Origin of the sequence: Ruegeria sp. HKCCA5426, assembly GCF_013034585.1 — a bacterium.
GTDB lineage: Bacteria > Pseudomonadota > Alphaproteobacteria > Rhodobacterales > Rhodobacteraceae > Ruegeria.
In genome coordinates this window covers 1-18,805 of record NZ_WQGH01000011.1, presented here as the reverse complement: position 1 = coordinate 18,805, position 18,805 = coordinate 1, and the positions used below count along the sequence as shown (strand labels likewise).

Annotated in this window: 17 protein-coding genes; 10 read left to right on the top strand and 7 right to left on the bottom strand. The window is 54.9% G+C overall.

Features of this window, described 5'->3' with window-relative positions:
- Nucleotides 1-98 precede the first annotated feature (98 nt).
- The 3 genes from GOV87_RS16645 to GOV87_RS16635 form a co-directional block, all read right to left on the bottom strand.
- On the bottom strand, nt 99-374 hold the full coding sequence (locus GOV87_RS16645) for a hypothetical protein (protein ID WP_171125562.1): 276 nt from the start codon (nt 372-374) through the stop codon (nt 99-101).
- 77 nt (nt 375-451) lie between these two features.
- Nucleotides 452-1,414, bottom strand: a complete 963-nt coding sequence (gene speB / locus GOV87_RS16640) for an agmatinase (protein ID WP_171212517.1) — start codon at nt 1,412-1,414, stop codon at nt 452-454.
- A 93-nt stretch (nt 1,415-1,507) separates the two neighbouring features.
- Nucleotides 1,508-2,416, bottom strand: coding sequence for a LysR family transcriptional regulator (locus GOV87_RS16635; RefSeq protein WP_171212516.1), 909 nt, complete (start codon nt 2,414-2,416; stop codon nt 1,508-1,510).
- Nucleotides 2,417-2,543: 127 nt separating this feature from the next.
- Between GOV87_RS16635 and GOV87_RS16630 the strand changes: the two genes are divergently transcribed.
- The gene (locus tag GOV87_RS16630) at nt 2,544-3,338 is read left to right on the top strand and encodes a carbon-nitrogen hydrolase family protein (protein WP_171212515.1); all 795 of its coding nucleotides are present in this window, start codon (nt 2,544-2,546) and stop codon (nt 3,336-3,338) included.
- A 24-nt stretch (nt 3,339-3,362) separates the two neighbouring features.
- On the opposite strand, the gene GOV87_RS16625 is transcribed toward GOV87_RS16630, so the two are convergent.
- The gene (locus tag GOV87_RS16625; protein ID WP_171212514.1) at nt 3,363-4,691 is read right to left on the bottom strand and encodes a hypothetical protein; all 1,329 of its coding nucleotides are present in this window, start codon (nt 4,689-4,691) and stop codon (nt 3,363-3,365) included.
- A 99-nt stretch (nt 4,692-4,790) separates the two neighbouring features.
- Here GOV87_RS16625 and GOV87_RS16620 point away from each other — a divergent pair, with 99 nt between their 5' ends.
- The 8 genes from GOV87_RS16620 to GOV87_RS16585 all read left to right on the top strand — a co-directional run bounded on the left by GOV87_RS16620 (nt 4,791) and on the right by GOV87_RS16585 (nt 15,248).
- On the top strand, nt 4,791-5,024 hold the full coding sequence (locus tag GOV87_RS16620) for a hypothetical protein (RefSeq protein WP_171125552.1): 234 nt from the start codon (nt 4,791-4,793) through the stop codon (nt 5,022-5,024).
- Nucleotides 5,025-5,034: 10 nt separating this feature from the next.
- Nucleotides 5,035-6,507 (top strand): guanitoxin biosynthesis MBL fold metallo-hydrolase GntH, encoded by a 1,473-nt coding sequence (gene gntH / locus GOV87_RS16615; RefSeq protein WP_171212513.1) that lies wholly within the window; start codon nt 5,035-5,037, stop codon nt 6,505-6,507.
- Nucleotides 6,508-6,511: 4 nt separating this feature from the next.
- A complete protein-coding gene (locus GOV87_RS16610; protein WP_171212512.1) occupies nt 6,512-7,492 on the top strand; it encodes a GTP-binding protein in 981 nt (326 codons plus the stop codon).
- Nucleotides 7,493-7,739: 247 nt separating this feature from the next.
- Nucleotides 7,740-9,131, top strand: coding sequence for an aldehyde dehydrogenase (NADP(+)) (locus tag GOV87_RS16605; RefSeq protein WP_254447402.1), 1,392 nt, complete (start codon nt 7,740-7,742; stop codon nt 9,129-9,131).
- Nucleotides 9,132-9,139: 8 nt separating this feature from the next.
- Complete coding sequence (locus tag GOV87_RS16600; protein ID WP_171212511.1) at nt 9,140-9,895, top strand: SDR family oxidoreductase; 756 nt, start codon at nt 9,140-9,142, stop codon at nt 9,893-9,895.
- Nucleotides 9,896-9,913: 18 nt separating this feature from the next.
- Nucleotides 9,914-10,756: a fumarylacetoacetate hydrolase family protein gene (locus tag GOV87_RS16595; protein ID WP_171212510.1), complete on the top strand. Its 843-nt coding sequence runs from the start codon at nt 9,914-9,916 to the stop codon at nt 10,754-10,756.
- 391 nt (nt 10,757-11,147) lie between these two features.
- On the top strand, nt 11,148-13,631 hold the full coding sequence (locus tag GOV87_RS16590) for a hybrid sensor histidine kinase/response regulator (RefSeq protein WP_171212509.1): 2,484 nt from the start codon (nt 11,148-11,150) through the stop codon (nt 13,629-13,631).
- Nucleotides 13,632-13,634: 3 nt separating this feature from the next.
- Nucleotides 13,635-15,248, top strand: a complete 1,614-nt coding sequence (locus tag GOV87_RS16585; protein ID WP_217360884.1) for an adenylate/guanylate cyclase domain-containing protein — start codon at nt 13,635-13,637, stop codon at nt 15,246-15,248.
- 11 nt (nt 15,249-15,259) lie between these two features.
- Here the strand turns inward: GOV87_RS16585 and GOV87_RS16580 are convergent, their stop codons facing one another.
- Nucleotides 15,260-15,628 (bottom strand): response regulator, encoded by a 369-nt coding sequence (locus GOV87_RS16580; RefSeq protein ID WP_171212508.1) that lies wholly within the window; start codon nt 15,626-15,628, stop codon nt 15,260-15,262.
- 269 nt (nt 15,629-15,897) lie between these two features.
- The gene (locus tag GOV87_RS16575; protein WP_171212507.1) at nt 15,898-16,314 is read right to left on the bottom strand and encodes a hypothetical protein; all 417 of its coding nucleotides are present in this window, start codon (nt 16,312-16,314) and stop codon (nt 15,898-15,900) included.
- A 165-nt stretch (nt 16,315-16,479) separates the two neighbouring features.
- Here GOV87_RS16575 and GOV87_RS16570 point away from each other — a divergent pair, with 165 nt between their 5' ends.
- Entirely contained in the window at nt 16,480-18,114 is a 1,635-nt protein-coding gene (locus tag GOV87_RS16570) for a winged helix-turn-helix domain-containing tetratricopeptide repeat protein (protein WP_171212506.1), read from the top strand.
- A gap of 158 nt (nt 18,115-18,272) precedes the next feature.
- Here the strand turns inward: GOV87_RS16570 and GOV87_RS16565 are convergent, their stop codons facing one another.
- Nucleotides 18,273-18,578, bottom strand: coding sequence for a hypothetical protein (locus tag GOV87_RS16565; RefSeq protein ID WP_254447401.1), 306 nt, complete (start codon nt 18,576-18,578; stop codon nt 18,273-18,275).
- Nucleotides 18,579-18,805: the final 227 nt, after the last annotated feature.

Below are 18,805 nucleotides of genomic sequence, written 5' to 3'. Positions count from 1 at the left end.
GATGAACGTTCCCTGCAAAATCGCTTAGGACGACACTGCGCTTAACCCCGCCAAAGAATGTTCGGAGTTCGCGATCAGGATATAGGGATGCGACCCAATCATGGCCGACACAAGTTTGGGCGATTTCGGTGGGCGGCCCCGTTGCTTCGCGGAATACCAGCCATCAGCGAGACGTCCGCAGGCGCGGTCTTGGCGCGGGCGACGTTCTTGATCTGCACCAGCCAAGTTTCGCCCGTGGGAACGGCGGCCGAGTTCACCTCGATCTCTGTGGCCTTGGTGAACTCAGAAAAGATGAACTGCTTGAAGCTGTCCTTGAAGAACCCGCCATAGGTTCCGACCTTCAGCGGCTGTGCGGCGCTGACGATCGTAGGCACGGAAAGGGCGGCGGCAGTACCCAGAAAGCGGCGGCGCGGAAAGGTGATTGTGGCATTGCGGTCTCCTATTAGTGCCGTTAATTGGCCTGGTTTCCGGGCAAAACACATAGCATTTCATAGGCCAGGTTGGCCCCGATCAGCGCGGTGCAGCCGCTGACATCGTATTGCGGCGAGACCTCGACCAAATCGGTTCCGACAAGGTTGAGCCCGGCACAACCACGCACGATCTCTAGCGCTTGGATATTGGTCAGCCCGCCCATTTCAACCGTGCCAGTGCCGGGGGCATAGGCCGGATCCAGACTGTCGATATCAAAGGTCAGATAAGTGGGCGTATCTCCGATCCTTGCACGGATATCTTGCATCAAGGGTGTCAGAGACTTGTGCCAACATTCTTCGGCCTGAATGACGGTAAAGCCCTGTTTGCGGCCCCAGTCAAAATCATCGGGCGCGTAACCCGTGCCGCGCAACCCAATCTGAAAAACTTTGTCATTTTGCAGCAGCCCATCTTCGACCGCGCGCCGGAACGGGGTGCCATGGGCGATTTTTTCGCCGAACATCTCGTCATTCGTGTCTGAATGCGCGTCGACATGGATCAAGGCCACCGGGCCGTGCTTGCGGGCAATCGCACGTAGCACAGGATAGGTCAGCGTGTGATCACCGCCCAGCGTGATCGGCACGGTGTTGTGGCTGAGGATCTGATCATAGGCGTCGGTGATGATGTCCACGGTCTTTTTCAAATCAAAGGTGTTGATCGCAACGTCACCGATATCCGCCACCTGCATATTCGCAAAAGGTGCTGCACCGGTGGCCATATTAAAGGGCCGCAACATGCAGCTTTCTGCGCGAATTGCCCGTGGGCCATGACGCGTACCGGTTCTGTTCGACGTACCGATATCCATCGGAATTCCAACAAAACATGCATCCAGCCCCTGCGCTGTATCCTGAGCCGGCAGCCGCATCATCGTGGTTCCACCTCCGAAACGCGGCATCTCATTTCCGCCCAAAGGTTGATTGAAATGCGGCCTTGCGGTGTCTGGCATTGTGGTTCCCGTCGCGCTGTTTTTTTCGATTATCGCCAGACCTTAGCCAGAGGCGGGCGGGCGAAAAATACCGTTACGCAAACTCTTACATTTTCATTTCCCAATGTAATTTGCCCCATAAACCCCTTCTAGAATTGAAATGAACAGCTCATTGACGTTGGGCAGGCTCCCGGAGCGGGTGACAATCTGCATGGTACAGGTATAGTCGCCGTGGCTATTGGGCAGACGTCGGACACGGCCCTCACGCTCCAGCGGGACGGCCAGATGCAGTGGCAACAGGCCGACATAGGCCCCGCTCAGAACCAAGATGAGCTGTGCCTCGATTTCCTGCACAAACAAATCCCTTTCGGACGGATTCAGAGTCTTCCGCCTTTGCTGATTCCAGTATCCGCGATGTACCCAGGCCTGACGTGCGATCACATCCTCGGTGATCTCTTCGGCGGGGGCGCCAAAAAGAGGATGTGTATCCGCACAGTAGAGCGCGTGGTTTTCCTCGTATAGATCGGTCAGACTTAACCCATTGCCAACATTATCAAAGCTTCCAATACCGATGTGATAACTGCCATCCAAAATACCCTGCAGAATCTCCTGCGGCTCGGAAATCGACAGATCAATCCGAACTGCGGGCGCAGCTTCGGTGAACCGTTTTATAGCTTGCGGCAGCTTGAAATTCTCATCACTTGTGGTGGCATCAACCACCGCCAGCTTCAGACGGCCCACCATGTTGCCTTTCAACTCGGCCAGGTGGGTCGAGTGTTCGTCCAAAGACCCTAGCAGAGCCATACCGATCTCATGCACCATCTGACCCTTCTCGGTCAGCAGGAACCCACGGCGTCCGCGTTGACACAGGCGCACGCCCAAACGCTCCTCTAACGCAGTAATATGGTTTGAGATCGTCGGCTGGCTGAGGCCAAGCTCAACCTGCGCTGCCGAAAAACCCCGATTGCGCACCACACTGTTAAATACGGTCAAAAGATGGATGTCTGAGCCAGTGATTTTCATCCTTTCATTGAGCCCGAGAAATGTATCCGTTTGCAACGCACTATTTGTTGAATCCGCCATTCTGAATACGGTCGCGCAAGGAAACGCTGAATTTTTGATCCAACTGCACCACGACATGGGGCCGACCATGAAAATCACCGCATTTCAGATGCAGGCGGGCGGCACCCCCCAAGACCGGTTGACCCGTTTGGAACAGGCCATGCGCGATGCCAAGGCAGAGGGCTCCGATCTGCTGGTCGCGCCCGAGTTGGCCATTTCCGGATATGGGCGTGGGGCAGAACTGCGGACGTTGGCGCAGCCAAAGGATGGGCCTTGGGTGCAAAAACTGCAGCAATTGGTGCACGACCTCGGCATCAGCCTTGTCACCGGCTTCCCGGAAGCTGACGGTGACCGGCGCTATATCAGCGCCGTCATCATCAACAGCGATGAACCGAACACGCCGCTGATCTATCGAAAATACTGCCTTTATGGCGATTATGAGAAAGGGATTTTTGACACGCCCGAGCGGTCAACGATCCTGACCAATATGCACGGCCTGAAACTAGGCTTTCTGATCTGTTACGATGTCGAATTTCCGGAAAATGCCCGAAGGCTGGCACAAGCGGGCGCACAGGTGATTATCGTTCCAACCGCGATGGCCGAAGGGCCTGCTGGCGCTTTCATTACCCAACATGTGATCCCCGTGCGCGCGTTCGAAAACCAGGTTTTTATTGTCTATGCCAACCATACGGGTGCCGATGATAGCTTTGGCTATCAGGGCATGTCTTCGATTGTGGCCCCAGACGGGCAGAAACTGGCCTTTGCGCCCCAAGACAAAGCTGCGCTGATCTCGGCGCAAATAGATCCGGCCGGATATGAGAAGTCCCGTTCAGACAATCCTTATTTGTCGGATAGGCTAAAGCTTGACCTGACACGTCCGTGAGCGGGGTTCTTGCAACCAAATTGGTCAATACACTTCTAGTATTTCGAATATTGAATTTCGGGTCGCACCAGCATTTGGAAAGATTCTGTTGGTGAGAAATTCGTAAGGAAACTCGGGCCACGTCTTTCGCATTTCGGTAACGAGTTGTCGCGCAGACTCTGAGTTTCCTAACTTGTTTTGCGCAACAGCTTGAAACAGCAATGAAGGGGCACTGACAGGTGCGCCAGCGGCTGGCGCGCCTTGAAAGGCTTCGACAACACTTTGGTAATTCCCGAGCATAAGCTGCGAGACCCCCCAGATGTTTCTTGCGCCAAATCGACCAGATCCCGTTCGGGGCCTCTCGGGGTTGCTGACTTGGGCTGCAAGCTCGGGCGCATTGGCAACAATTGCCGTTATTCCAACAAGATCCAATACATGGCCGTCCATTGGGGTCAGTTCGATCGAAATCCTCGCATATTTCAAAGCGTCGTTTGACCGACCGCTGACAGCCAATACCCATCCATTTGCAGCATTCGCCCACGCATCAGTTGGGGATAATTCAAGCGCCTGCCCTGACATTTTCGAAGCTTGTCCAATAAGGTCTTCTCTCTGCGCTTCATCCGGTGACAACAATGCCAGAGTTGCCAAGACCTGCGCCGATCCGGCGTATCCGTCGGACAGCGCAGGGTCGAGTTCGGTCGCGTGCTGGAACATTCCTAGTGCGATCCGCTGACGTTCGGCGTCAAAGACGGGGAAAAACATGCCGCGCGCCTGATCCGCAAGGTTAGACGCCTGCAATCGCGTCAAAGACTGCTCGCCAAGTGCGGCTCGTTCCGCTTGCTCTCTGGAATTGGATGTTGGCATAGACTCGTTGCGTTCCCAGCCGAGCCAAATCCCAAGGCCAGCGACAGAAGCGAGAGCCCCAAATCCGAAAAGCAATGCGCGCCAGGAACGCCGCGCAGCACCTTTGCGCGTTCTAACAATTTCGGTGCGATCTTCAGGCGGGGCCTCGTACGAAAATCGAGGTTTGTAGCCGCCAGGATCGACAAATATCTGAACGCCGGTACCATCCCAGTGGTCGTCATAGTACTCACGCAGTAATCGACGCAGCCGTCTGGCTTCGACACGAACAAGGTTTTGACCGCCAGAACCGTCAATGCGGCGCCCATAGACCTCGACAGCGATTGCTTTACCCCGAATCTGGGGGCCGCGACCCGCGATAGTTTCCTCGACAACGTAGGTAAGAAACTGCTGGAGGCGGGGCGAAGCCTGAAACTCTTCGCTTGATACAACACGCGCGAGTGCTTCGCGGACAAGATCCGGCGAAGGCTGCCCAACATCTTGATCTATCTGCAAATCATTGACTGTGTTCAAGGCAAACTCACCCCCAACTCACGGTGACTCACTTGGCCGATGCGGTCAACCACACTCATCTGGATGTGAGAATAGATAGTGGGAACCGGGATTTATCCAGTGGCGGTGGATCTGATTGAAGAGATACCAGAACTTTCCGAAGTGCTTTCAGGGCGTATCAAAGCGGATGCGTTGCTGAAAGAAGTCATCGAAGACCTACGGAAGGTTTCGACGCAATTGGATGACGTATCCATCACAGCCTCAGAGCGCGCGGAATGGGCCCACATCAAATCTGAACTCGTGAACGAGCTTCGCAGGATGGTGAAGCGCGATCCTCGCAGCATTTCCAATTGAGGGCATGGCCATGACAAAAGAAGACAACAGCAAAGATATTAAGAACAATCCGAACCAGCAATCTGACGAAATCGAAAACCCTTCGCGGCGACACGTTATGCAGGGGTTGGCCGCAGGTGCAGTCGCAACCGGAGCGGTCAGCTACGGTACAGGCGAAGCGCAAGCGCACCAAGGCAATGGACCACTGGGTGAAACCCTTAAAAACCCTTACGGCGGCAGGCCTGCCGGGGGCATCACTTTGCCAGAGTATTTTCGCCCCACGAAATACATGACAGGCTCGAACGCGAACTATTTCCCGCTGTCCGAGGAACTCGGGCCTGACGAGATGCGGATTTCATTCTGTGGTTCAACTCCATTTCCACCCCGTGAAGATCAGGCCGGGACATGTATCATGGTGGAATTGGGCAATGGAAAACGGTTCTTCTTCGATTTCGGATCGGGCTGCGTTCGCAACATCATCGGGATGCAGATTCCGGGTCAGTTGATCAATGACATCTTCATCACGCACCTGCATGTCGATCACTACGCGGATATTCCGTACATCTACCCGTTCCGGGCTTGGTCTGGTGGATACACACCGCTGCGCATTCACGGCCCCTCTGGTCGGACGCCCGAACTTGGTACTGCCGGAATGGTAAAAGGCATGCAACAGATGCTCAAATGGCATCTGGAGGCATTTGACGTCTTCCCAATCGGGGACGGGTACGAGATCGACGTGAATGAATTCGATTTCCGTCAGGAAGGCGGCATTGTCTATGACGAAGACGGCGTTACGGTTCGGTCCTGGCCGCGCAGCCATGCTAAGGACGGTGCGGTCGGCTATCGTCTGGATTGGAACGGCCTGAGCTTTGTTTGGACCGGCGATGGCCGTCCCGATGAACTGAGCCTTGAGTACGGCAAAGGCGTCGACGTGTTTGTCACCGAAATGTCCGGTCAGGATATCGGTCAGTTGATGACCTACAAATACGGCCTGCCGCAAGAGCTGTTCAACTACACAATCGATACCCACCACACCTCGCACTATGCGGTCGGTAAGATGATGGCTGAGGCGCGCCCACGGCTTGCAATGGTGACCCACTATACGCAGGACGAGGACATTGATGCCGAGATGCTGGCAGGAATCCGGGCCCACTATGACGGGCTATTCGCCTGGGGTTTGGATGTCGCCGTCGTGAACGTCACAAAGGATGCAATCTGGTATCGGAAGGCAACGCTTCCGGGGAAATCCGGCTCGGTCGCGCCATTCCGCGAATTGGGCAAAATGGAAGCCGAAGGCAGGATCACCTTGCCGGATGAAATCAAACCACCGGCACCACGATCATCACGGGCGGAACAGCAGGATCAGAAATACCGCGATATGGAGATTGATCCCAAGGAATACTATCCAGCCGACGTTTTCCGAGCCCCTAATCCAGAATGGCCCAGCGATTTCGTCATCAAGGTCGATGACGTCATCCCAAACCGCAAGAAAAAGGCGGAGTGACGACATGATCGAATTCGGTTCGGCATCCGCAATCCCTGTTACGATCCTTACCGGCTTTCTTGGGGCCGGTAAGACAACACTATTAAACCGTATCCTGACAGGCAATCACGGGCTGCGGGTCGCGGTTCTGGTGAATGACTTTGGATCCATCAACGTCGATGCTGATCTCGTTGTTGGCCTTGAAGATGATGTGATGAGTCTGGCGAATGGCTGCGTTTGCTGCTCGATCCGGGATGATCTGATTGAGACTGTGGAAGCCGTTCTCGCCCGGCCTGAGAAACCGGAATACATCGTCCTCGAAGCAAGTGGCGTATCGGACCCGTCATCAATTGCGATGACGTTTACAGATCAGCGGTTCCGGGACATGATCCGCCTGGACAGCCTTATGTGTCTTGTTGATGCGGAACAATTATTTGCCGCGCCGGAACAGATGGAACTGAAGCTCCGTCAAATCGCATTTTCCGACATGGTTATTTTGAACAAGGTCGATCTTGTCGACAGGGCCACAGTTCAGAAGGTGCATGATTGGCTTGGCTCTCGTTTCCGTCGATATCGTCTGGTCGAAGCCGTCAATGCGAACGTGCCACTGGACATACTTCTTTCCGTTGGCCGCTTTGCGGCAGAACAACTCGAAACGGAAATACCTGATCATCATGAACATGGCCCCGACTGCGGCTGTCGTCACGCTGATCATTCAGACAGTTTTTCGACGACCATGATGAAAGTTGAAAACCCGATAAGCCTGTCATCTCTTCGAAGTGCTATTCGAAAGCTTCCCGGCGACGTCTATCGCCTGAAGGGTTTTGTCTTCAGCCAAGAGGATCCGGATCATCGCATCCTTGTACAAGTCGTCGGAAAGCGTATGGACATCGCACGGGATGGGGCGTGGGGCAGCCGAAAACCCGAAACAAGGCTCGTCGCAATTGGCGCACCGGGCACCCTTTCGGAACACGCGCTTTCCGATGCGTTGTTGGAAACCGCATAACGGCACGTAAAGGCACCTTCCGATTCGCACATTTTCTGAAAGCTCGATTCCAGAGTTTTTGACAAAATGGCTGATGCGTCGGCAGCAAATGCCGCCTCCTGGATCAGCCCCTTCCACCAGGGCTCCCCTAACGATCTCTATACCCAAGCCGCAAGCACCATTCTCGCCCCCAGGTCTGGGTTTAATCCGTCGGCCGACGCGCACTATCCAACGGTTTACGATGACTTGAAGGGGGTGCGTTTCATCGATGCTTGCTACCGCAGTCGAAGCGGCAGAGACCGCATTTGCCACCTTTGGCTGGTCCTCTCGCACCGAGCGGGCCGCACTTCTACGCAAGATCGCAGATGAGATTGACGCGCGCGGGGATGCCATCACCGAAATCGGCACGCAGGAAACCGGCCTGCCCGAAGCACGGCTGCAGGGCGAACGTGGCCGTACCGTTGGGCAATTGCGCCTGTTTGCCGATCACATCGAGGCCGGAGATTATCTGGACCATCGCCATGACCCCGCGATGCCCGACCGTGCCCCCCTGCCCCGACCGGACCTGCGGATGATCCAGCGCCCGCTGGGTCCGGTGGCGGTATTCGGAGCATCAAACTTCCCGTTGGCCTTTTCGGTTGCCGGGGGCGACACGGCCGCGGCGTTGGCCGCAGGATGCCCCGTCGTCGTCAAAGGACACTCGGCCCATCCCGGCACCGGCGAGATCGTCGCGCAGGCCATCGACGCCGCGATCAAGGCGACCGGCGTTCATCCCGGCGTGTTCTCTTTGGTTCAGGGCGGCAAACGCGATGTCGGCACTCGTCTGGTACAACATCCATTGATCCGTGCGGTTGGCTTTACCGGAAGTCTGGCCGGAGGGCGCGCCCTGTTTGATCTATGTGCACAACGCGACGAACCCATCCCGTTCTTCGGAGAATTGGGATCGGTCAACCCAATGTTCGTTCTGCCGCAAGCCGCCACCGCCAGAGGGTCAGAGATCGGCACCGCATGGTCAGGGTCTCTGACCATGGGGGCTGGCCAGTTCTGCACCAATCCCGGCATTGCCGTCATCGTCGATGGCCCCGATGCTGATGCGTTTCAGGCCGCTGCCGAAACCGGCCTGTCCGCAGTTGCCGAGCAAACCATGCTGACCGACGGGATCGCCGCCGCCTACCGGGACGGTGTGTCCCGCGTCGCGGCAGGGACCGGGGTTTCCAAAATCATCGGGACTGCGTGCGAAACCCGCGATGCGGCCCCTTATCTGTTCACCGTTTCGGGCGAGGATTGGCTATCCGACCACAAGTTGCAGGAAGAGGTCTTTGGTCCGCTGGGTATTATCGTGCGCGTGAAGGACACCGCGCAAATGCAACAGATCGCACGCTCTATCGAAGGGCAACTGACCTGCACGCTGCACCTCGACGAAGACGACATGGCGGACGCCCGTGCCCTGTTGCCTTTGCTGGAACGCAAGGCGGGACGCCTTCTGGCCAACAGCTTTCCCACGGGTGTTGAGGTTTGCGATAGCATGGTTCACGGCGGCCCCTACCCGGCCTCAACCAATTTTGGCGCAACTTCGGTTGGCACATTGTCCATCCGGCGCTTTTTGCGGCCCGTCTGCTATCAGGACATCCCGACGTCCCTTCTACCGGAGCAACTATAAGGAACCGCATGACATCCGGGCAACCCTCCCTTCGTCTTTCGGGTAAAACTGTCCTGATCACCGCCGCGAGCCAGGGCATTGGCCGTGCAACTGCCGAATTGTTTGCGGCCGAAGGGGCCCGTGTAATCGCCAGCGACATCAATGAGGCTTCACTGGCCGAATTGGGCACCATTCCCGGCATCGAGCCGCTTAAGCTGGACGTAACGGACAATGAAGCCGTGGCAACAGCTGCGGCCAACCTGCCAATTCTGGACGTTCTGTTTAATTGCGCAGGCTTTGTTGCCAGCGGATCAATTCTGGAATGCTGCGAAAAGGAGTGGGACTTCAGTCTTGACCTCAACGTCAACGCAATGTTCAGATCGATCCAGCTAACCCTGCCCGGAATGCTCAAAGAAGGTGGCGGGTCGATCATCAATATGTCGTCCGTCGCATCATCCATGAAAGGCGTCCCGAACAGGTTTGCCTATTGCGCATCAAAAGCGGCCGTGATCGGCCTGACCAAGTCCGTCGCTGCCGATTTCGCAACTCAAGGAGTCCGGTGTAACGCAATTTGTCCGGGAACGGTCGACAGCCCCAGCCTGCACGACCGTTTGCGCGCAACGGGTGACTACGACCAAGCAATGACTGACTTTATCACGCGGCAACCGATGGGCCGGATCGGCACACCTGAAGAAATAGCCGAGCTTGCGCTGTATCTTGCAAGTGACGCCAGTAGATATACCTCGGGACAACCATTCGCAGTCGACGGCGGTTGGACCATCTGAACGGAAAGGAACCATGAAATGAAACTGCTGAGGCACGGAACTGTGGGGGCAGAAAAACCCGGCATTCTGGACGAGGATGGCAATATCCGCGACCTATCACGCATCGTCGACGATATCTCAGGCCCGGTTCTGAGCGACGAAAGCCTGAGCCGCTTGCGGGCTGTAGACGTCGCCAATTTGCCGCTTGTTGCCGCGGACACACGTATCGGGTCGTGCGTCGGGCACGTGGGCAAGTTTATCTGCATTGGCTTGAATTATGCCGACCACGCCGCAGAAAGCGGAATGGCATTGCCGGATGAACCCGTAATCTTTTTCAAGGCAACATCAGCCATCATCGGACCTAACGACACCGTGGAAATCCCGCGCAATTCGGTCAAGACCGATTGGGAAGTGGAATTGGGCGTCGTCTTCGGGAAAGAGGCAAAATATGTCTCAGAGGCCGAAGCTCTGGATTACGTGGCCGGATATTGTGTGATCAATGATCTGTCCGAAAGGGACTTTCAGTTACATCGTTCAGGTCAGTGGGTCAAAGGGAAGTCCGCAGACACTTTCGGCCCGATCGGCCCTTGGCTGGTCACACGCGACGAAGTACCAGACCCGCAGAACCTGCCGATGTACCTAGAGGTCAACGGGCATCGGTATCAGGACGGGTCGACTAAGACGATGCATTTCGGCGTCGCGACCGTTATTTCGCACTTGTCGCAGTTTATGTCTCTGCAGCCGGGGGATGTCATCTCAACCGGAACACCGCCGGGTGTTGGCATGGGTCAGAATCCTGCGACTTATCTGAAACCCGGTGACAAGATGGAACTGGGTATCGAAGGGCTGGGCATTCAACGGCAGGACGTTGTGGCCGGATAAACCGGCTGGACGTCGCAAATAATTTTACGTCCCGACCCCGGACCTCGCGTTCGGGGTAACTTTTTGCGAAATGCGAAACCTCTAGAGAACCCTGCCAAAGAAAATACTTGTCTTTTGCACGTCCGGCTTTCTCTTCTGGACACCCACAGGCGGTCGACGTCTTTTCACATAGATCTGGCTTTGATGAACCCGCTGGGCAAGACCCAGCTACCTTACGTGGCCAAATGGTTCACGCAGAGGGAACGAAAGTGCACTAGAACGCGGCACCCAAGACCCAAAGTCTGATCACACACAACGAGCACATTCTTCTCAACATCGTAGTTAATCCTTGCAAGACTGAGGCTGCACCTGATCTTGTGACTAAAATCGAAGTGTTTTGGGGGTGAGGCGCTTGCGGACAGAACAAGATCAAGACTACGAAAACGAATTGCGTATTTACGAAGCGCTGAACGTTGCGTCGACAACGCCTATTTTTGGACTGTCTTTCTTGATGGCCTTTGCTGTCATTATTTTGCAGATCGGTCCCTCGAACCTGACGCTGGCTGCAACTGCATCTTTGATCGTACTGCTGGTCATGAATTTTCTGGGGATGAAAAGCTATTATGCTTTGCGTCACAAACCACGACCCAAAGCGATATCCAAGCGGCGATTGAAGGTAATCCTCTGCACTTCGATAATCCTTGGAACAGGATGGGGCAGCTTCAATTTTTTCATGATGCCCCATCTGGCACCGCATGAGCAGATGGTGCTGTATCTGTTTGCATTTATCGGAGCGTTTGGCGGATCTACGACTTTTTCTCTAAGGGTATCATGGGGCTTCTCCAGCCCGGTTCTTTTTCTAACTTGGTTGTCCATGCTTCTTTGGGGCCCGCTGGCATGGTATATCAACACATTCACAATGATGGGCACCGTACTGGTCATCACGCAACTGACGTTTTTGACCAGAAAAAGCGCGATCAATGGCATCAAGTTATCTCTCGCGAACACAAGAGCGCTCGACGATCAGTTTAAGGCTGAAAATCGAATGCGTGAATTGTCGCGCATACCAGAGGAAAACCCGAACCCGGTCTTGCGCCTCAGCGATCAGGGCAAATTGATTTACGCGAACAAGGCGAGCGCTCCTTTAATGAATGCGTTGAACTTGAAAGTCGGCGATCAAGTCGGGAAGAGTTGGCGCGAGCGGGTCGCCAAAGGAATGGAAGAGGACAAACGACAGGATTTCGAGCAGGAAGGCGGAGATTTGATCTATGCCCTTTTGCTTTGGCCGGTTCCCGAAGGAGGATACGCCAACATCTACGGTCGTGACATCACTCGGCAAAAGCGCGTTGAGAGCGAGTTGCGGGTCGCCCGCGATATTGCCGAGACAGCCAATAAAACCAAAAGCACGTTCCTTGCGAATATGAGCCATGAGCTCCGTACGCCCTTGAATGCCATTATCGGATATAGCGAGCTGATGCTGGAAGAAGCCATCGATCAAAACGACGAGGCGAACCTGAGTGACTTGAAGAAAATCCAATCCGCCGGGAAACACCTGCTTGCGCTTATCAACGACGTATTGGATCTCTCGAAAATCGAAGCTGGCAAGATGGAATTCGATCTGGAATCTTTCGACGTTCGCCGGATGATCAAAGACGTCAGCGCGACTGTAGAGCCATTGGCAGAGAAGAACGAAAACACGCTGGAAATCTTGTGCCCCGACGATATCGGTGAGATGGTCTGTGACTTGACCAAGATCCGGCAGGCCCTACTGAACCTGTTGTCCAATGCCTGCAAATTCACTGAAAAAGAAAAGATCACCCTGTCGGTCATGAAGTCGAACGACGCGGATCACCTGGAATTTGCGGTTGTCGATCACGGCATCGGCATGTCCCCGGAACAGGTGGATAGGATTTTCGACGCCTTTACGCAGGCGGACTCGTCTACCACCCGGAATTATGGCGGCACCGGGTTGGGATTGTCTATCACGAAAGCCTTCTGTGAACAGTTGGGGGGTCACATTCATTGCGACAGCACTCTTGGCTCAGGATCGACGTTCACAATTCGCCTGCCGAGTATCTGCCGGGATCCGGCGGCAGATGCCGTGTTGCAGTCCGACCATCCTGAGAACGACTTGAACAGCGACCCAAATGCGCCTTTGGTTCTGTTGGTAGATGATGACCCTACCGTGCACGATCTTTTGGGTCGGCGTCTGCGTCGGGAAGGATATCGGGTTCTTGTTTCGACCAACGGCGAGGAGGCGATGGATTTGGCGCGGTCGGCCCGGCCAGATGCCATCACGCTGGATGTCTTCATGCCCCACATTGACGGCTGGGCCGTCCTGTCAAAACTGAAGGACGATCCTGAGTTGGCGGATATTCCGGTCATCATGTTAACCTTCGCGGAAGATCGCAAAAGGGGTCTGTCGCTGGGGGCCAGCGAATACTTAGGCAAACCGATTGACAACGTTGAGTTGCTGAATGCCCTGAAGGAACACTGTCCCACTCTGCCGTCCCCACGCGCGTTAATCGTAGAGGACGAAGCAGCTACGCGCGAATTGATCTGCCGGGTTCTTGAAAAGGAGGGTTGGCGGATCACCACAGCCGTTAATGGACTGGACGCACTTCAACGGCTCTCTGAATCTGTGCCGGATGTGATTTTGCTGGATCTCATGATGCCCGAGATGGACGGGTTTGAGTTTCTTTCGGGGATGAGGAAAAATCCCGATTGGAAAGAAATCCCCGTTATCATCGTGACCGCCAAAACCTTGTCCAATGAAGACCGCACGCGGCTGAACGGCTTGGTCCAGACTCTGATCCGTAAAGATGGGGATGAAATAGAAACCATTCTTAGCCAGTTGAACGAAGTACTGCCAACGCCACACTCAGAGGGTGCGTAATTTGTGAGTGACTTACCAGAATCCCAGGCCCAGAACACCCAAGCTGTTTGGTTGGCAAATCTACGCCAGAACCTGATTTCTCCAGTCAGCGCCATCGTAGGTCTTTGCGAACTTCTGGAAAGTGAAGCCGGGCTTTCGGACCTAACTGACACGACCACCGACCTAAAACGGATTTCAGCGGCAGCAAGCGAATTGAGTGCGTTTGTCGATCAACTTCTTCACCCTGATATGGTGGTAAAACTGACCGTCAGCGGGGATGAAGGCACAAAGCAGCTACGCCATGACCTTCGAACGCCGATGAATGCAATCAAAGGGTACGGTGAAATGCTGCTTGAGGATCTGGATGATCTGAAGGCGCGGCATTTGGAATCTGACTTGCTAGGCCTGTTGGAACACACCGACGCCCTTTTAGATCAAATCGACATTCTCGCGTCACTGTCCGACAATCCGGTCGGCGGGACCCAACACATACCCGACACGCCTCAGGACGCGGCAGCAATGTTTGCAAGCCTTACGCAAAGTATGCGCTCTATCGCTCCGATGGCGGAAACCGGTGCGTTGACCGGAAGTATCCTTGTCGTCGACGATCTCGAAGCTAACCGAGATCTGCTGGCCCGTCGGCTACAACGGGACGGGCACGAGGTCTGCACCTCTGACGGGGGGCAGTCGGCGCTGAAAATGATGTCCCAACATCCGTTCGATCTCGTTCTGCTCGATCTCATGATGCCAGATATCAACGGCTACGACGTACTGACCCGGCTAAAAGAACATGATGATTGGCGCGATATCCCGGTGATCATGATTTCTGCGCTTGATGAGATCGAAAGCGTCGCGCGTTGTATTGAGGTCGGAGCAGAAGATTACCTGCCTAAACCGTTCAATCCAATCTTGTTGCAAGCTCGTATCCGCGCCGCGCTAGAGAAAAACCAGTGGCGCGAACGAGAACGTCACTACCTTTCGCAGATGGAAGCAGAAAAGCAGAAATACAAAGACCTGCTTCATAGTATTCTGCCACAAAAAATAGTGACCCGTTTAAACGACGGTGAAACAACAATCGCCGATCGGCATGACGACGTCACTGTCCTGTTCTCCGATATTGTTGGTTTTACCGAGATGTCGGCAAAGCTGCCGCCCGCGCATGTCGTTCACTACCTAAACCGGGTTTTTTCCGGCTTCGACAAAACTGCATCCGAACTTGGTGTCGAAAAGATCAAGACGATCGGGGACGCATATATGGTTGCGGCAGGAGTGCCAGAACACCGAAACGACCACGCAGAGGTAATCGTCGAGATGGCCCATCGGATGTTGTCTTGGATCGAGGCGCTGAACCACGAGATGGATTTTTCCATGAACATCAGAATTGGCGTTCACAGCGGACCCGTGGTTGCCGGTATAATCGGGTCACATCGGTTCCTTTACGATGTCTGGGGAGATACCGTGAACGTCGCCAGCCGTCTTGAATCGACAGGCGCACCGGGCCGCATTCAGGTCTCAGAAGAAACCGCACAGCGTGTTGTGCATCGCTTTGAACTATCCGATCCCATGGACGTCAGGATAAAAGGAAAAGGCCAGGCCAGAACGTTCTATGTATCGGGTCGCAAGTCTGATCCCGAATAGATGGCTTTTCGTTAGGGTGCTGACAGCAGCTTTTCCATTTTTTCAAGCAAACGACCAAGCTCGACAGGTTTGGTGTCAAAGTCGTCACAACCAGCATCCAGCGCCTTTTCGCGGTCACTGGCCATGGCATGGGCTGTCAGCGCAACCACTGGAATCGAGGTTGTCTCTGGCGCTGCTTTGATACGTCGCGTGGCCTCCCATCCATCAATCTTTGGCAGGCTCATGTCCATCAAAATGATGTCGGGGCTTTCTGCACCCGCCATGGATACACCTTCCAACCCGTCTTTCGCGACGACAACTTGATACCCTTTGCGCTCTAACCGGCGCGACAGCATATCACTGTTCATTTCGTTGTCTTCCACCAATAGAACTTTCGCCAAAATCCCCCCCCTTGCGCACTCGCGCCTTTTGACTGTCCAAAAGACAGAATAGTTCCAGATCCCAATTCAAAACGTCGGCAATGGCGCAAGACCGTGCAGCCCGTCTCGATTGGAGCATTCTTTCATCTATTCAGTTTCACGCAACGAGTATTTTGTCGGTGTAAGCCATCGAGCATTCACATTTCAGGACGCCCAACCAACAGAAGTGGCCGTTATCCGTCAATCAAAACGCGGTCACCTTGGGGATCGTGCGAGAAAGAGACCATGACTCAGAGACCGGTCGACGGTTCAAAGCTGTGCAGTTCGAAGGTTTTCTTTCCGTCCGAATTGAATTTCTGGACCGAGTCGCCGACGCGCAGCACCGTCATACAGCGGTAACGCCCCTTGTCGGCGGCCATGGAAACACAAACTTTGTCAGTATCCGTAATTGCAAAAGCACCCGCGCCATTCCAGCCACCATTCGTAAGCTCTCCGCTCACAACATTGTTCGCGTCATAGAAGAAGCGAAACGTCTTCTCTCCGGATGTGGCCGTGACCGTGTGTCCAATCAAAAGTTCTGCGATCTGATCTGCCTTGAGACGCTCGGCGCCATTCCCCAATGCGGCCTCCAGTTCGGTTTGCGCGGCTGCGCTGCCTCCCACCAAAACAACCGCGACCGCCGTGCAAAGCATTTTCAATTGTGCCATGTTTTTCTCCTCAACGTTTAGGGCGCTGGAAAAAGTAGGCGCCTCGGAAAAGGCTACTCGGGGCGAGTTCGCCTGGCTTGATCGGAACCTGATTTTTTTCTGACATTCTTCTGACAATTCCCAAACTTCGTTGAGCCAGGGACATTCCGGGGTGTAGGTTACGGTATGTACCATTTCCTGGAGTTCCAACTTGATCCCAAGCAGGGATTACACCGGTTAGGCGAACCGGTGTCTCTGGAACCGCAAGCCTTGCAGTTGCTGGAGTTTCTCGTTCGGAACCGAAACAGGATTGTCAGCAAACAAGAAATTATTGATGAGATATGGGACGGGGCCGCAATAACGGACGCGGCGCTGAACACCCGCATTCGGTCCGTGCGAAAGGCCTTGGGCGACACGGCGGCAAGCTCTGACTATATCAAGACTTTCCCCAAACGTGGGTTCCAATTTGTAGCCCCGGTCACGTCGGATGACCCGACTGAGGGCATTGTCCAGGCACCCAAACGCGGCGTTCTTGTTGCGGGGGTTCTGTTGGCCTTGGCAATCGCCATCCTGTCGCTTTCCATATTTGCCGACCGACAGCGCTTGCCAGACACCGGGAAGCCCTCTTTGGCCGTTGTGCAATTTGACAATATAGGGGACGAAAGAACTGGTCAGTACTTCGTCGACGGCCTCACCGACGACCTGATCGCACATCTTTCGCGCAACCGGGAACTGTTTGTTGTGTCCAGCGCGACCATGTTCTCTTACGCACAAGATCAAGCGACTCCGATAGAAATCGCACGTGACCTTGGGGTTGGTTATGTCGTTCGCGGCAGCGTTCGCCGCGCTGACGGTCAGATGCGTGTCAGCGGAGAGCTTATTGATGTCGACAGCGCCGAAACCATCTGGGCCGAGGTTTTTGATCGCCAAGTGACCGATATCTTCGACCTGCAGGACGAGATCAGCCGGGTCATCGCGGGCCAATTACTGCCCGAGATTTATCAGTCCGACGAGGCGCAGTCGCAAGGGAAACCTACAGAGGATATGGGCGCGTGGGATCTGTATCTGCGCGGTCGGGCACGGCAGGCGGTCTTTTCGCAAGAGGCGCAGCAGGACGCGGTGGCATTTGCGCAGGATGCCATTGCTGTTGACCCAAGCTTTGCCGCAGCCCACAGCCTGCTGGCCCGTGCGTTTGGGACAATTTTCTTTTTTCAGTGGACGGATACGCCTCAGGACACACTGATTGCCGCAACCGAGGCGGCCAAGCGCGCGATCGAGTTGGACGATCAGGATGCGCAAGCACATGCGGCCCTTGGCTATATCTACCGTTTTACCGGAGAGACCGATCCAGCCATCGCAAATCTTGAACGCGCCGTTTCGCTGAACCCCAACGACGCGCGCATCCGGCTGGAACTTGCCCATACCTATGATTGGTTCCGCATGCAGGATCGCGCCCTGCCCGAGATAGAAATGGCGCTCCGGTTAAGCCCCCGCGATCCTATGTTGCAGAACATGTATTTCTACAAAGGACACATCCTTTTTCATTTGGACCGTCACGAAGAGGCGCTGGACGCCGCCCGACAGTTAGGCGCAGTGGCGACAAGCAACACATGGCGACTTTTCCATCACTTGCTGAGTGCAGCCACCCTTGCTGAGATGGACAGGCCTGAGGAGGCACAGAAGGCCGTCAAAGCAGCGTTGGAGATCAACCCTAAACTGTCAATTTCCGCAATGCGAAGACAATTTGCGGGTTCTAAAAATCACCCTGAAAACAGACGTATCTGGCTGGCAAGCCTGCAAAAAGCGGGCATACCGGAATAAGACGGAATACTCTGCGTGCAGTCCGTATGGGACGCGCGCCCTAGTTGTTACGGGGCTTCGCGACCTCTGCTCAAAGGAATGACCCCGCCACCAGGCATTCCCGCAGCGTCAATTAAGGTGATCAGTTCAACCAGTGCGGCGCATCCGACTAAATGTCGTCAGTGGCAGGCCGCTTGGCCTGCATACATCCCCAAACCCACGCCGGCTGCGGTAGACAAAGCCTTGCCTGTTCCACCACCGAACCGGTTCCCAACCACTCCACCAAGTGCGGCACCGCCCACAACACCCGCAGCACAGCGCGCGTCATGCTGTAATTGGGCCTGAGTTGGCGTTGTTGGGGCTCCACATGCCGCCAAGAACAACGATCCGCCAACAATGCTGGTCAACACCACCTTTTTCATCTTGATCGCCTCTGATTTTGTCCAATGGGATACCTGATTAGGTGGTCCGTGGGCGGTTTCCATGCAAGGCTCCAACCGCAACATTAAGCAACCGTAATCTTTTCTTAATGTGCTCACTTGTCGCAGAACTTCTCAACCAACGCGCGCATGGGTTCGGATACAGGGTATCCGTCATTACTGTCCTGCGCGTGCGACCCCTCACTCAGAGTTTGGATCAAGGTCGCACCCTGGCTGAATTCACCGCTTCAGGATCGAAGCCCCAGCGTATTCGGCGACCTCGCCCAGCGATT

What these genes read in the sequence shown, in the direction of transcription:
- speB (WP_171212517.1), bottom strand. Translation starts at nt 1,414, where the DNA reads ATGCCAGACACCGCAAGGCCGCATTTCAATCAACCTTTGGGCGGAAAT.
- GOV87_RS16635 (WP_171212516.1), bottom strand. Translation starts at nt 2,416, where the DNA reads ATGAAAATCACTGGCTCAGACATCCATCTTTTGACCGTATTTAACAGT.
- GOV87_RS16630 (WP_171212515.1), top strand. Translation starts at nt 2,544, where the DNA reads ATGAAAATCACCGCATTTCAGATGCAGGCGGGCGGCACCCCCCAAGAC.
- gntH (WP_171212513.1), top strand. Translation starts at nt 5,035, where the DNA reads ATGACAAAAGAAGACAACAGCAAAGATATTAAGAACAATCCGAACCAG.
- GOV87_RS16610 (WP_171212512.1), top strand. Translation starts at nt 6,512, where the DNA reads ATGATCGAATTCGGTTCGGCATCCGCAATCCCTGTTACGATCCTTACC.
- GOV87_RS16605 (WP_254447402.1), top strand. Translation starts at nt 7,740, where the DNA reads ATGCTTGCTACCGCAGTCGAAGCGGCAGAGACCGCATTTGCCACCTTT.
- GOV87_RS16600 (WP_171212511.1), top strand. Translation starts at nt 9,140, where the DNA reads ATGACATCCGGGCAACCCTCCCTTCGTCTTTCGGGTAAAACTGTCCTG.
- GOV87_RS16595 (WP_171212510.1), top strand. Translation starts at nt 9,914, where the DNA reads ATGAAACTGCTGAGGCACGGAACTGTGGGGGCAGAAAAACCCGGCATT.
- GOV87_RS16575 (WP_171212507.1), bottom strand. Translation starts at nt 16,314, where the DNA reads ATGGCACAATTGAAAATGCTTTGCACGGCGGTCGCGGTTGTTTTGGTG.
- GOV87_RS16570 (WP_171212506.1), top strand. Translation starts at nt 16,480, where the DNA reads ATGTACCATTTCCTGGAGTTCCAACTTGATCCCAAGCAGGGATTACAC.
- GOV87_RS16565 (WP_254447401.1), bottom strand. Translation starts at nt 18,578, where the DNA reads ATGGAAACCGCCCACGGACCACCTAATCAGGTATCCCATTGGACAAAA.